This is a genomic window from Metabacillus sp. Hm71, assembly GCF_051842955.2.
In the GTDB taxonomy this organism is placed as follows: domain Bacteria; phylum Bacillota; class Bacilli; order Bacillales; family Bacillaceae; genus Metabacillus.
In genome coordinates this window covers 136,149-148,045 of the sequence record NZ_CM200278.1, presented here as the reverse complement: position 1 = coordinate 148,045, position 11,897 = coordinate 136,149, and the positions used below count along the sequence as shown (strand labels likewise).

Below are 11,897 nucleotides of genomic sequence, written 5' to 3'. Positions count from 1 at the left end.
CCGTTTTACGGTATTACCAGCTAGCTTTTTTCACGCCTGGAATTTGACCTTTGTAAGCAAGTTCACGGAAACAAATACGGCAAAGCTTAAATTTGCGTAGTACTGAGTGTGGACGACCGCAACGTTCGCAGCGTGTGTACTCTTGTACTTTAAATTTTTGCGTGCGCTTTTGCTTAGCAATCATTGATTTTTTAGCCACAATTTCGCCTCCCTTTACTAGCGATTATTTTTGAAACGGCATACCGAACTGTGTTAATAGTTCGCGAGCTTCTTCGTCAGTATTCGCAGTAGTTACGATAACGATATCCATACCACGAACTTTGTTTACTTTATCATAATCAATCTCAGGGAAGATTAATTGCTCTTTCACACCTAAAGTGTAGTTACCGCGACCGTCAAATGATTTTTTTGAAACCCCACGGAAGTCACGTACACGTGGTAGTGATACAGAGATTAACTTATCTAAGAATTGGTACATACGCTCACCGCGTAGTGTAACTTTTGCACCGATAGGCATACCTTCACGTAAGCGGAAGCCTGCGATTGATTTTTTTGCTTTCGTTACAACTGGTTTTTGACCAGTGATTTGCGCTAATTCATCAACAGCAACATCTAATGCTTTTGAATTTGATACAGCGTCACCAACACCCATGTTGATTACGATTTTTTCAATTTTTGGAGCTTGCATTACTGATTTATATGAAAACTTGCTCATTAATGCAGGTGTAATTTCTTTTTGATATTTTTCTTTAAGGCGGTTCATGAAATATACCTCCCTTCTTTATTTACTATTTATCTAAAGTTTCACCAGATTTTTTTGCAACACGTACCTTTTTACCGTCAACCACTTTATAACCAACACGAGTTGGTTCACCTGATTTAGGATCAAGCGGCATAACATTTGATACATGGATAGGTGCTTCTTGATTGATGATTCCACCTTGTGGATTAGCTTGAGAAGGTTTAGAGTGTTTTTTCACAACATTTACACCTTCAACAAGTACACGATCTTTTTTAGGATAAGAAGCAAGTACTACGCCTTGTTTACCTTTATCCTTACCAGAGATAACCATTACTTTGTCACCTTTTTTAACATGCATGCTAGTTGCACCTCCTTAGTAAGGCAATCAGATTTATTATAGAACTTCCGGAGCTAAAGAAACGATTTTCATGAAGTTGTTTTCACGTAATTCACGTGCAACAGGTCCGAAAATACGTGTACCGCGTGGGCTTTTGTCATCACGGATGATAACACATGCATTTTCGTCAAACTTGATGTAAGAACCGTCTGAACGACGTGAGCCGCTTTTCGTACGAACGATTACAGCTTTTACAACATCACCTTTTTTGACAACGCCACCTGGTGTTGCTTGTTTTACCGTACAAACAATAACATCACCGATATTAGCAGTTTTACGTCCAGAACCACCTAATACTTTGATTGTTAGTACTTCACGAGCACCAGAGTTGTCAGCAACTTTTAAACGAGATTCTTGTTGGATCACTTATGTTACCTCCCTTCGGAATTAACTATCCGAACAATATTAAATGATAATAGCTTCCTCAACGATTTCAACTAAGCGGAAACGTTTAGTAGCCGATAATGGACGAGTTTCCATTATTCTTACGATGTCACCAGTTTTAGCTTGGTTGTTTTCATCATGTGCTTTGAATTTCTTAGAGTATTTAACTCGTTTGCCGTATAACGGGTGTGTTTTATATGTTTCAACAAGAACAGTAATTGTCTTATCCATTTTGTCAGAAACAACACGGCCAGTATATACTTTGCGTTGGTTGCGTTCACTCATTCAGTAAACCTCCTCTCTTATTAACGGTTTGTAGCAGCGAGCTCTCTTTCACGAATAACAGTTTTCATGCGAGCGATCGATTTACGAACTTCACGGATGCGAGCAGTATTTTCCAATTGTCCTGTCGCTAATTGAAAGCGAAGGTTAAATAACTCTTCTTTAAGAGACTTTACTTTTTGTTCTATTTCAGCAGTGGTAAGGTCACGAATTTCATTAGCTTTCATTAGATTCACCACCAATTTCTTCACGTTTTACGAATTTCGTTTTGATCGGTAATTTGTGAGAAGCTAAACGTAAAGCTTCACGTGCTACCTCTTCAGAAACACCAGAAATTTCGAACATTACTTTTCCAGGTTTAACAACTGCTACCCAACCTTCTGGAGCACCTTTACCAGATCCCATACGTACCTCTAGAGGCTTAGCTGTATAAGGCTTAGAAGGGAAGATTTTGATCCAAACTTTACCGCCACGTTTCATATAACGTGTCATCGCGATACGTGCTGCTTCAATTTGACGGTTAGTGATCCATGAAGCTTCTAGAGCTTGGATACCGAATTCACCGAAATGTACTTCAGTACCGCCTTTCGCACGACCACGCATTTTCCCACGATGTTCTCTGCGGTATTTAACGCGTTTTGGCAATAACATATTATTTTCCTCCTTCCTCAGTTTTCTTCTTAGTAGGAAGAACCTCTCCACGATAGATCCAAACTTTTACGCCTAATTTACCGTAAGTTGTATCAGCTTCAGCTGTTCCATAATCGATATCAGCACGAAGTGTGTGTAGTGGAACTGTCCCTTCACTGTAATGCTCAGCACGTGCGATATCTGCTCCGCCTAAACGGCCTGAAACTTGAGTTTTGATACCTTGAGCACCAGCGCGCATAGCACGTTGAATTGTTTGTTTTTGAGCACGACGGAAAGAAATACGGTTTTCTAATTGACGCGCGATATTTTCAGCAACTAATTTAGCATCTAAATCAGCTTTTTTGATTTCTAAAATGTTGATGTGTACACGTTTGCCAGTTAATTGGTTAAGTGCTTTACGCAATGCTTCAACTTCCGTACCACCTTTACCAATAACCATACCTGGTTTAGCAGTGTGGATAGTGATGTTTACACGGTTAGCAGCACGCTCGATCTCAATTTTAGAAACAGATGCATCGTTAAGACGCTTAGTAATGTATTCACGAATTTTAATATCTTCATGTAAAAGAGTTGAGTAGTCTTTACCAGCGAACCATTTTGACTCCCAATCACGAATAACTCCAATACGAAGACCGACTGGATTTACCTTTTGACCCACGGATTATCCCTCCTTCTTTTCTGTTAAAATGATTGTGATGTGGCTTGTGCGTTTGTTAATAGCACTTGCACGACCCATAGCACGTGGACGGAAACGTTTAAGAGTTGGACCTTCATTTGCATAAGCTTCAGAAACAACTAAGCTATTGATGTCCATTTCATAGTTATGTTCAGCGTTTGCCACTGCAGATTTTAAAACTTTCTCGATGATTGGAGAAGCAGCCTTTGGCGTGTGATTTAAAATCGCTACTGCTTCGCCCACTTGCTTACCTCGAATAAGATCTAGAACTAAACGAGCTTTACGAGGAGCAATGCGAACTGTTCTTGCGACAGCTTTAGATTGTTGCATGTAAAATGCCTCCTCTCATTAACGTCTTGTTTTTTTGTCATCACTTGCATGACCTTTGTACGTACGTGTAGGTGCAAACTCACCAAGTTTGTGACCTACCATGTCCTCAGTTACATATACAGGAACATGTTTACGTCCATCATAAACAGCAATAGTGTGACCAATGAATTGCGGGAAAATTGTAGAACGACGTGACCAAGTTTTAATTACTTGCTTCTTGTCAGTTTCATTTAACTTTTCAACCTTGCTCATTAAATGTTCATCCACGAATGGTCCTTTTTTCAAGCTACGGCCCATGATTGTACCTCCCTTCGCGATCGTGCTACGGTTCGATTGAACCGTAGTTCAACCACGTTATTTTTTACGACGACGCACGATAAACTTATCTGATTTGTTTTTCTTCTTACGAGTTTTAGCACCAAGAGTTGGTTTACCCCATGGTGACATTGGTGATTTACGTCCGATAGGAGCGCGACCTTCACCACCACCGTGTGGATGGTCATTAGGGTTCATAACAGATCCACGAACAGTTGGGCGTTTGCCTAACCAGCGAGAACGACCTGCTTTACCGATGTTGATAAGTTCATGTTGCTCATTACCAACTTGACCTACAGTTGCACGGCAAGTTGCAAGAATCATACGAACTTCACCAGAGTTTAAACGTACTAATACATATTTTCCTTCTTTACCTAATACTTGAGCAGATGTTCCTGCTGAACGAACTAATTGTCCGCCTTTACCAGGTTTTAATTCGATGTTGTGTACCACAGTACCAACAGGAATGTTTTGTAATGGCAGAGCATTACCTACTTTAATATCTGCTTCAGGACCAGACATGATTTCTAATCCTACAGTAAGGTTTTTCGGAGCAAGAATATATCTTTTCTCACCATCAACATAGTTGATAAGTGCGATGTTTGCAGAACGATTTGGATCGTACTCGATTGTAGCAACGCGTCCTGGTATACCATCTTTGTCGCGTTTAAAATCGATCACACGATATTGGCGTTTGTGTCCGCCCCCTTGGTGACGAACTGTTAATTTACCTTGGTTATTACGTCCACCCTTCTTATGAAGTGGTGCAAGTAACGACTTTTCCGGTTGATCTGTCGTAATTTCAGCAAAATCAGAAACTGTCATGTTACGACGACCGTTTGTGGTTGGTTTATACTTTTTAATCGCCATATCGATATCCCTCCTTTTCTATTAAAAATTATACTTCGAACAATTCGATTGTGTTGCTATCTTCAGTAAGCTTAATAATCGCTTTACGACGACGGTTTGTGTATCCGCCATAACGGCCAACACGTTTGAATTTACCTTTATAGTTCATGATGTTTACTTTTTCAACTTTTACGTCAAAGATTGCTTCGATTGCATCCTTCACTTCAGTTTTATTAGCCTTAACATCAACTTCAAACGTATATTTTTTCTCAGTCATTAGATCTGTTGAACGTTCAGTGATTACGGGGCGCTTAATAATATCACGAGGATCTTTCATTATGCAAGCACCTCCTCTACTTTTTGCACCGCAGCTTTCGTCATGATTAGCTTTTCATGGTTAAGTACATCAAGTACGTTTACTCCGTCTGCTGTAACAACTGTTACACCAGGGATGTTACGAGCTGATAATGCAACATTTTCATTGCTGTCTGCTGTAACGATCAACGCTTTTTTATCAACAGAAAGACCTTTAAGTACTGCAGTCATTTCTTTTGTTTTTGGAGCGTTTAACGCTAAGTCCTCTAAAACAACGATGTTGTTGTCAACTACTTTAGATGATAAAGCTGATTTGATTGCTAAACGGCGAACTTTTTTAGGTAATTTATATGCATAAGAACGTGGAGTTGGTCCAAATACGATACCACCACCGCGCCATTGTGGCGAACGGATAGATCCTTGACGAGCACGTCCTGTACCCTTTTGACGCCAAGGTTTGCGACCTCCGCCTGCAACTTCTGAACGATTTTTTACTTTGTGAGTTCCTTGACGTAAGGAAGCTCTTTGCATGATAACCGCTTCAAATAATACGTGCTGATTAGGTTCGATACCAAATACAGAATCATTTAGTTCGATCTCTCCAACGTTAGATCCAGATTGGTTTAATAATGCTACTTTCGGCATTATCCAATTCCTCCTTTCCTAAAGAAATTATTTAGATTTAACTGCGCTTTTCACAGTGATAAGTGCTTTTTTAGGTCCTGGAACGTTACCTTTAATTAATAATAGATTGCGTTCTGCATCTACTTTAACAATTTCTAAGTTTTGAACAGTAATACGTTCTCCACCCATACGACCAGGTAAAAGTTTGTTTTTGAATACACGGTTTGGCGCTACAGGTCCCATTGAACCAGGGCGACGATGGTAACGAGAACCGTGAGACATAGGTCCGCGAGATTGTCCGTGGCGTTTGATTGAGCCTTGGAAACCTTTCCCTTTAGAAATTCCTGTTACATCTACTGTTTCACCAGCAGCAAAAATATCAACTTTGACTTCTTGACCAACTTCGTATTGCTCTAAGCTAGCTTCACGAAGTTCTTTAACGAAGCGCTTAGGTGCAGTATTAGCTTTTGCAACGTGACCTTTTTCTGGTTTGTTAGATAACTTCTCACGTTTGTCTTCAAATCCTAATTGAACAGCTGTATAACCGTCTGTTTCAACAGTTTTCTTTTGAAGAACAACGTTTGGAGTAGCTTCGATTACAGTTACCGGAATTAAATCACCGTTTTCTGCAAATACTTGCGTCATACCAATTTTTCTTCCTAAGATTCCTTTGGTCATGAGTCACACCTCCTATTAGTTTCAATATTTATTTTAATGATTAAAGTTTGATTTCAATGTCAACACCAGATGGTAAATCTAAACGCATTAATGCATCAACTGTTTGTGGTGTTGGGTTGATGATATCAATTAAACGCTTATGAGTACGCATTTCGAACTGCTCACGAGAATCTTTATACTTATGAACCGCACGAAGGATTGTGTATACTGATCTTTCAGTTGGTAATGGAATCGGACCAGATACATTTGCACCAGAACGTTTTGCAGTTTCTACAATTTTCTCAGCAGATTGATCAAGAATTCTATGATCATAAGCTTTTAAACGAATACGAATCTTTTGTTTTGCCATTATTTTCCCTCCTTTTCGCCTATTTTCAAAATAGACATTTTCTCCGCAAGAATTTTCCCTACACACGCCATGGCAAAGCGGCCGTGTGTATCGGCAACCTCCTGCTTCATCGCAGTCAAAGACCAACATTGTCTATTATATAAAAAAATCGTGACAGATGCAAGATATATTTAAAAATATCGCTAGTAATCTTGCGCACTTTCACTATTATACATAGATTGAATATGAATATCAAGATTGTCCGCAGTGGTTTAATTTTCTAATCACGTAGTTTGTCTTGAAAAAATAATATCAAACTCATCTGCTTTGTAAAATCATATGATCTTTGTCTCTTATAGAAAAAAAGCGCAAGCGCCTTGATCAGCCTAGGGCAAATAAGACGATTTAGAATAGAAAGCGTTCTTTGCCTTCAATTCTAAATCGTCTAGACCCTAGAGGGGCTAGGCGCTGGAGCTAGACACTAAAACTAAGTACAAAAAGTTTTCTTAAATTTTTAAAAACTTTATTGTATAGAAAAAGACGAGCAATGAATGCTCGCCTTTTTTATATCTTCTATTATATAGAAAGATTATTCTTGGATAGAAGCAACAACGCCTGCGCCTACAGTACGTCCACCTTCACGGATTGAGAACTTAGTTCCTTCTTCAATCGCGATTGGAGCGATAAGTTCAACAGACATTTCAACGTTATCCCCAGGCATAACCATTTCTACGCCTTCAGGAAGTTGGCAGATACCAGTTACGTCAGTTGTACGGAAGTAGAACTGAGGACGGTAGTTAGAGAAGAATGGAGTGTGACGTCCACCTTCTTCTTTTGATAAAACGTAAACTTCTGCTTTAAATTTAGTGTGTGGAGTGATTGTACCTGGTTTAGCAAGTACTTGTCCACGTTGTACTTCATCACGAGAAACCCCACGAAGAAGTGCACCGATGTTATCTCCAGCTTCAGCATAATCAAGAAGTTTACGGAACATTTCAACACCTGTTACAGTAGTTGATTTTGGCTCTTCAGTTAAACCGATGATGTCGATTACGTCACCAACTTTAACTTGTCCACGCTCAACACGACCAGTAGCAACTGTTCCACGACCAGTGATTGAGAATACGTCCTCAACAGGCATCATGAATGGTTTGTCAGTGTCACGTTCTGGAGTTGGGATGTACTCATCAACAGCATTCATAAGTTCAACGATTTTTTCTTCCCACTCAGCATCTCCTTCAAGAGCTTTAAGAGCAGAACCTTTGATTACTGGTACATCATCACCAGGGAATTCATATTCAGAAAGAAGGTCACGAACTTCCATTTCAACTAGTTCTAATAACTCTTCGTCATCAACCATGTCACATTTGTTTAAGAATACAACTAGGTATGGAACACCTACTTGACGAGATAAAAGGATGTGCTCACGAGTTTGAGGCATTGGGCCGTCAGCTGCAGATACAACTAGGATACCGCCATCCATTTGAGCAGCACCAGTGATCATGTTTTTAACATAGTCAGCGTGTCCTGGGCAGTCAACGTGTGCATAGTGACGAGTTTCAGTTTCATACTCAACGTGTGCAGTTGAGATTGTGATTCCACGCTCGCGCTCTTCTGGAGCAGCGTCGATTTGATCGTAAGCCATAGCCGCACCTTTACCACTGCGTTTAGCAAGAACAGTAGTGATAGCAGCTGTTAATGTAGTTTTACCATGGTCAACGTGACCAATTGTACCGATATTAGCATGCGTTTTGGAACGGTCGAATTTTTCTTTAGCCATTCTAAAAATCCTCCTTAGAGTTTTATTATTTTAGGATATATGTAACAGAAAGTGATAACATCACTCTCTGTTCTCACATAAGTAGTTATACTTCATTAAAGGGGTAAAAATCAATTACTCACCTTTATTTTTTTTGATAATTTCTTCAGATACTGATTTTGGCACTTCTTCATAATGGTCAAAGTGCATTGTAAACACACCGCGACCTTGAGTGCTTGAACGTAATGCAGTAGCATAACCGAACATTTCAGAAAGTGGAATCATTGCACGAACAACTTGTGCATTACCACGAGCTTCCATACCTTCAACACGTCCACGACGAGCTGTTACTTGGCCCATGATATCACCCATGTATTCTTCTGGAACAACAACTTCAACTTTCATAACAGGTTCTAGAATAACTGGATTACATTTTGATACCGCATTTTTAAGAGCTAATGAAGCAGCTACTTTAAATGCCATTTCACTTGAGTCAACATCGTGGTAAGAACCATCTACTAATGCAGCTTTTACATCAACTAATGGATATCCAGCTAGTACACCGTTTTGCATTGCATCTTCAAGACCAGCTTGAACTGCAGGTACATATTCACGAGGTACTACTCCACCAACGATTTTATTTTCAAACTCAAAGCCTTTACCTTCTTCATTTGGTTCGAACTCGATCCAAACGTGTCCGAATTGTCCGCGGCCACCTGATTGACGTGCAAATTTACCTTCAACTTTTGCACCTGAACGGAATGTTTCACGGTAAGCAACTTGAGGAGCACCAACATTTGCTTCAACTTTGAATTCGCGTTTCATACGATCTACAAGAATATCTAAGTGAAGTTCACCCATACCTGCAATAATTGTTTGACCAGTTTCTGGATCAGTATGAGCTCTGAATGTAGGATCTTCTTCTTGAAGCTTTTGTAAAGCAGTTGTCATTTTATCTTGGTCTGCTTTTGATTTTGGTTCAACTGAAAGCTGAATAACTGGCTCTGGGAATTCCATAGACTCAAGGATTACAAGGTTTTTGTCATCACATAGAGTATCACCAGTTGTCGTATCTTTCAAACCTACAGCAGCTGCGATATCACCAGCATAAACTTGTGAAATTTCTTCACGGCTGTTTGCGTGCATTTGCAGGATACGACCAACACGCTCACGTTTACCTTTTGTTGAGTTTTGAACGTATGATCCAGAACTCAATGTACCAGAGTAAACACGGAAGAATGTTAATTTACCAACGTAAGGATCAGTCATTACTTTAAATGCTAAAGCAGCGAATGGGCCCTCATCGCTAGATTCGCGAGTTACTTCTTCATCTGTATCAGGAACAGTACCTTTGATTGCAGGTACATCCAATGGAGATGGAAGATAATCAATAACAGCATCTAGCATTTTTTGAACACCTTTGTTTTTGAAGGCAGATCCACAAATAACTGGATAGAATTCAACGTTTACTGTACCTTTACGAATAGCTGCTCTTAGCTCTTCGTTTGTGATTTCTTCACCGCCAAGGTACTTTTCCATTAATTCTTCATCAAGTTCAGCTACTGCTTCTACTAAACTTTCACGGTATTCATTTGCTTGATCTTGGTATTCCTCAGGAATTTCTTTCACTTGGATATCAGTTCCTAAGTCATTACCGTAGAATGTTGCATTCATTTCTACTAAGTCAATAATTCCTTCAAATTGATCCTCAGCACCAATTGGTAATTGAATTGGGTGAGCATTCGCTTGAAGACGGTCGTGAAGAGTTTTAACAGAATATAAGAAGTCCGCGCCGATTTTGTCCATTTTGTTTACGAACACAACACGTGGTACTCCATAAGTTGTAGCTTGACGCCAAACTGTTTCTGTTTGTGGCTCAACACCTGATTGCGCATCAAGAACTGCAACAGCACCATCAAGTACACGTAAAGAACGTTCAACTTCAACAGTGAAGTCTACGTGTCCTGGTGTATCAATGATGTTTACACGATGACCTTTCCATTGTGCAGTTGTTGCAGCAGATGTAATCGTAATACCGCGCTCTTGCTCTTGCTCCATCCAGTCCATCTGTGATGCACCTTCGTGAGTTTCACCAATCTTATGAATACGACCAGTGTAATAAAGAACACGCTCAGTTGTCGTAGTTTTACCGGCATCAATGTGTGCCATGATACCGATATTACGAGTGTTTTCTAAGGAGAACTCTCTTGCCATTTAGTAATTTCTCCTTCCTCATGGGAATTTTAGTATAATTAAATTGTATTGATTACCAACGATAGTGTGCAAATGCTTTATTTGCTTCAGCCATTTTGTGAGTATCTTCACGTTTCTTAACAGCTGCACCAGTGTTGTTAGCAGCGTCAAGAATTTCGTTAGCTAAACGCTCTTCCATCGTTTTTTCTCCACGAAGACGTGCGTAGTTTACTAACCAACGAAGACCTAAAGTAGTACGACGATCAGGACGTACTTCTACAGGTACTTGGTAGTTAGCACCACCAACACGGCGAGCTTTAACTTCAAGTACTGGCATGATGTTTTTAAGTGCTTGTTCAAACACTTCCATCGGATCGTTGCCAGTACGTTCTTTGATTAGATCAAACGCATTGTAAAGTACAGATTGTGCTTTACCTCTTTTTCCGTCGATCATAATTCTGTTTACTAAACGTGTAACAAGCTTTGAATTGTAAAGTGGATCTGGTAATACATCTCTTTTTGCTACAGGACCTTTACGTGGCATGTTATGTCCTCCCTTCATTTGTTGATTTTATTTTAATTGTTTTTTGATTATTTTTTTGGAGCTTTTGGACGTTTTGTACCGTATTTAGAACGGCCTTGCATACGGCCATCAACACCAGCTGTATCAAGTGCTCCACGCACGATGTGGTAACGTACCCCCGGTAAGTCTTTAACACGTCCTCCACGGATTAGAACAACACTGTGCTCTTGTAGATTGTGACCGATACCAGGAATATAAGCTGTTACTTCAATTCCGTTTGTTAAACGAACACGAGCATATTTACGAAGCGCTGAGTTTGGTTTCTTCGGCGTCATCGTACCTACACGAGTACAAACACCGCGTTTTTGTGGTGATGATACATTCGTTTGCTCTTTTTTGAAGCTATTGTAGCCTTTGTTTAAAGCAGGTGATTTTGATTTCTCAATCTTGCTCACACGGCCTTTACGAACTAATTGGTTAATAGTAGGCATTATCGTTTTCCTCCCCTCACTGTTTAATACCACACATCCAGGTGGTTCATATTTGGGCAAAAACAAAGTTTCTGCAAAATGACTTATCATATCGCAAAAACAGTTTTTACTGGATTATAGCTACAGCAGCAGCTCCAACCTCTATTCCACAAGCTTTACCCAGCTTTTTCATAGATGGCACTTTTGTTAAAGGAACTTTCTGTTGCTCTGATGCCTGAATAATCTTTTGGATAATTCGAGGATCAGCATCATCAGCAATTACGATCTCTTTAACTTCATGATTTTGTAGAGCTTTAACTGATTGCTTCGTACCAACAATTATTTTTTGTGCCTGTGATACTTTTTCATAAGACATATCCG

20 protein-coding genes are annotated in these 11,897 nt (G+C 39.7%); all 20 read right to left on the bottom strand.

The genetic code is table 11. From position 1 onward, the window contains the following. Positions 1-13: 13 nt before the first annotated feature. Positions 14-199, bottom strand: coding sequence for a 30S ribosomal protein S14 (gene rpsN, locus ACSVDH_RS00785; protein ID WP_010285078.1), 186 nt, complete (start codon positions 197-199; stop codon positions 14-16). A gap of 24 nt (positions 200-223) precedes the next feature. Then, on the bottom strand, positions 224-763 hold the full coding sequence (rplE, locus tag ACSVDH_RS00780; RefSeq protein WP_299092097.1) for a 50S ribosomal protein L5: 540 nt from the start codon (positions 761-763) through the stop codon (positions 224-226). A 25-nt stretch (positions 764-788) separates the two neighbouring features. Further along, positions 789-1,100 (bottom strand): 50S ribosomal protein L24, encoded by a 312-nt coding sequence (gene rplX / locus ACSVDH_RS00775; RefSeq protein ID WP_299092098.1) that lies wholly within the window; start codon positions 1,098-1,100, stop codon positions 789-791. A gap of 36 nt (positions 1,101-1,136) precedes the next feature. After that, the gene (gene rplN / locus ACSVDH_RS00770; RefSeq protein ID WP_299092100.1) at positions 1,137-1,505 is read right to left on the bottom strand and encodes a 50S ribosomal protein L14; all 369 of its coding nucleotides are present in this window, start codon (positions 1,503-1,505) and stop codon (positions 1,137-1,139) included. 39 nt (positions 1,506-1,544) lie between these two features. Then, positions 1,545-1,808 carry a 30S ribosomal protein S17 gene (rpsQ, locus tag ACSVDH_RS00765; protein WP_299092102.1) on the bottom strand — a complete coding sequence of 88 codons (264 nt, stop codon included), beginning with the start codon at positions 1,806-1,808 and terminating at the stop codon, positions 1,545-1,547. 20 nt (positions 1,809-1,828) lie between these two features. Continuing rightward, entirely contained in the window at positions 1,829-2,032 is a 204-nt protein-coding gene (gene rpmC / locus ACSVDH_RS00760; RefSeq protein ID WP_299092104.1) for a 50S ribosomal protein L29, read from the bottom strand. Further along, complete coding sequence (gene rplP, locus ACSVDH_RS00755) at positions 2,022-2,456, bottom strand: 50S ribosomal protein L16 (RefSeq protein ID WP_026561227.1); 435 nt, start codon at positions 2,454-2,456, stop codon at positions 2,022-2,024. The genes rpmC and rplP overlap by 11 nt, the downstream gene beginning before the upstream one ends. Before the next feature lies 1 nt (position 2,457). After that, positions 2,458-3,114, bottom strand: a complete 657-nt coding sequence (gene rpsC, locus ACSVDH_RS00750; protein ID WP_299092108.1) for a 30S ribosomal protein S3 — start codon at positions 3,112-3,114, stop codon at positions 2,458-2,460. Between the two features lie 3 nt (positions 3,115-3,117). Then, complete coding sequence (gene rplV / locus ACSVDH_RS00745; protein WP_072581456.1) at positions 3,118-3,462, bottom strand: 50S ribosomal protein L22; 345 nt, start codon at positions 3,460-3,462, stop codon at positions 3,118-3,120. Between the two features lie 18 nt (positions 3,463-3,480). Continuing rightward, the gene (gene rpsS / locus ACSVDH_RS00740) at positions 3,481-3,759 is read right to left on the bottom strand and encodes a 30S ribosomal protein S19 (RefSeq protein WP_299092114.1); all 279 of its coding nucleotides are present in this window, start codon (positions 3,757-3,759) and stop codon (positions 3,481-3,483) included. 57 nt (positions 3,760-3,816) lie between these two features. After that, on the bottom strand, positions 3,817-4,647 hold the full coding sequence (rplB, locus tag ACSVDH_RS00735; protein ID WP_299092116.1) for a 50S ribosomal protein L2: 831 nt from the start codon (positions 4,645-4,647) through the stop codon (positions 3,817-3,819). 28 nt (positions 4,648-4,675) lie between these two features. Then, positions 4,676-4,963 (bottom strand): 50S ribosomal protein L23, encoded by a 288-nt coding sequence (gene rplW, locus ACSVDH_RS00730; protein WP_299092118.1) that lies wholly within the window; start codon positions 4,961-4,963, stop codon positions 4,676-4,678. Then, a complete protein-coding gene (gene rplD, locus ACSVDH_RS00725) occupies positions 4,963-5,586 on the bottom strand; it encodes a 50S ribosomal protein L4 (protein WP_439253611.1) in 624 nt (207 codons plus the stop codon). Before rplD ends, rplW begins: the two co-directional genes overlap by 1 nt. A gap of 27 nt (positions 5,587-5,613) precedes the next feature. After that, on the bottom strand, positions 5,614-6,243 hold the full coding sequence (gene rplC / locus ACSVDH_RS00720; protein WP_299092120.1) for a 50S ribosomal protein L3: 630 nt from the start codon (positions 6,241-6,243) through the stop codon (positions 5,614-5,616). 40 nt (positions 6,244-6,283) lie between these two features. Further along, entirely contained in the window at positions 6,284-6,592 is a 309-nt protein-coding gene (gene rpsJ, locus ACSVDH_RS00715; protein ID WP_066330427.1) for a 30S ribosomal protein S10, read from the bottom strand. Positions 6,593-7,160: 568 nt separating this feature from the next. Continuing rightward, the gene (gene tuf / locus ACSVDH_RS00710; protein ID WP_299092123.1) at positions 7,161-8,351 is read right to left on the bottom strand and encodes an elongation factor Tu; all 1,191 of its coding nucleotides are present in this window, start codon (positions 8,349-8,351) and stop codon (positions 7,161-7,163) included. A gap of 114 nt (positions 8,352-8,465) precedes the next feature. Then, positions 8,466-10,544 carry an elongation factor G gene (fusA, locus tag ACSVDH_RS00705; RefSeq protein WP_299092124.1) on the bottom strand — a complete coding sequence of 693 codons (2,079 nt, stop codon included), beginning with the start codon at positions 10,542-10,544 and terminating at the stop codon, positions 8,466-8,468. A gap of 52 nt (positions 10,545-10,596) precedes the next feature. Next, a complete protein-coding gene (gene rpsG, locus ACSVDH_RS00700; RefSeq protein ID WP_299092125.1) occupies positions 10,597-11,067 on the bottom strand; it encodes a 30S ribosomal protein S7 in 471 nt (156 codons plus the stop codon). 47 nt (positions 11,068-11,114) lie between these two features. Further along, positions 11,115-11,537 carry a 30S ribosomal protein S12 gene (gene rpsL / locus ACSVDH_RS00695; RefSeq protein WP_299092127.1) on the bottom strand — a complete coding sequence of 141 codons (423 nt, stop codon included), beginning with the start codon at positions 11,535-11,537 and terminating at the stop codon, positions 11,115-11,117. A gap of 106 nt (positions 11,538-11,643) precedes the next feature. Further along, positions 11,644-11,892, bottom strand: coding sequence for a 50S ribosomal protein L7ae-like protein (locus ACSVDH_RS00690; protein ID WP_439253610.1), 249 nt, complete (start codon positions 11,890-11,892; stop codon positions 11,644-11,646). Positions 11,893-11,897 lie beyond the last annotated feature (5 nt).

Coding starts and splice junctions, on each gene's coding strand:
- rplE (WP_299092097.1), bottom strand. CDS start 763: ATGAACCGCCTTAAAGAAAAATATCAAAAAGAAATTACACCTGCATTA.
- rplX (WP_299092098.1), bottom strand. CDS start 1,100: ATGCATGTTAAAAAAGGTGACAAAGTAATGGTTATCTCTGGTAAGGAT.
- rpsQ (WP_299092102.1), bottom strand. CDS start 1,808: ATGAGTGAACGCAACCAACGCAAAGTATATACTGGCCGTGTTGTTTCT.
- rpmC (WP_299092104.1), bottom strand. CDS start 2,032: ATGAAAGCTAATGAAATTCGTGACCTTACCACTGCTGAAATAGAACAA.
- rplP (WP_026561227.1), bottom strand. CDS start 2,456: ATGTTATTGCCAAAACGCGTTAAATACCGCAGAGAACATCGTGGGAAA.
- rplV (WP_072581456.1), bottom strand. CDS start 3,462: ATGCAACAATCTAAAGCTGTCGCAAGAACAGTTCGCATTGCTCCTCGT.
- rpsS (WP_299092114.1), bottom strand. CDS start 3,759: ATGGGCCGTAGCTTGAAAAAAGGACCATTCGTGGATGAACATTTAATG.
- rplB (WP_299092116.1), bottom strand. CDS start 4,647: ATGGCGATTAAAAAGTATAAACCAACCACAAACGGTCGTCGTAACATG.
- rplW (WP_299092118.1), bottom strand. CDS start 4,963: ATGAAAGATCCTCGTGATATTATTAAGCGCCCCGTAATCACTGAACGT.
- rplD (WP_439253611.1), bottom strand. CDS start 5,586: ATGCCGAAAGTAGCATTATTAAACCAATCTGGATCTAACGTTGGAGAG.
- rplC (WP_299092120.1), bottom strand. CDS start 6,243: ATGACCAAAGGAATCTTAGGAAGAAAAATTGGTATGACGCAAGTATTT.
- rpsJ (WP_066330427.1), bottom strand. CDS start 6,592: ATGGCAAAACAAAAGATTCGTATTCGTTTAAAAGCTTATGATCATAGA.
- tuf (WP_299092123.1), bottom strand. CDS start 8,351: ATGGCTAAAGAAAAATTCGACCGTTCCAAAACGCATGCTAATATCGGT.
- fusA (WP_299092124.1), bottom strand. CDS start 10,544: ATGGCAAGAGAGTTCTCCTTAGAAAACACTCGTAATATCGGTATCATG.
- rpsG (WP_299092125.1), bottom strand. CDS start 11,067: ATGCCACGTAAAGGTCCTGTAGCAAAAAGAGATGTATTACCAGATCCA.
- rpsL (WP_299092127.1), bottom strand. CDS start 11,537: ATGCCTACTATTAACCAATTAGTTCGTAAAGGCCGTGTGAGCAAGATT.
- ACSVDH_RS00690 (WP_439253610.1), bottom strand. CDS start 11,892: ATGTCTTATGAAAAAGTATCACAGGCACAAAAAATAATTGTTGGTACG.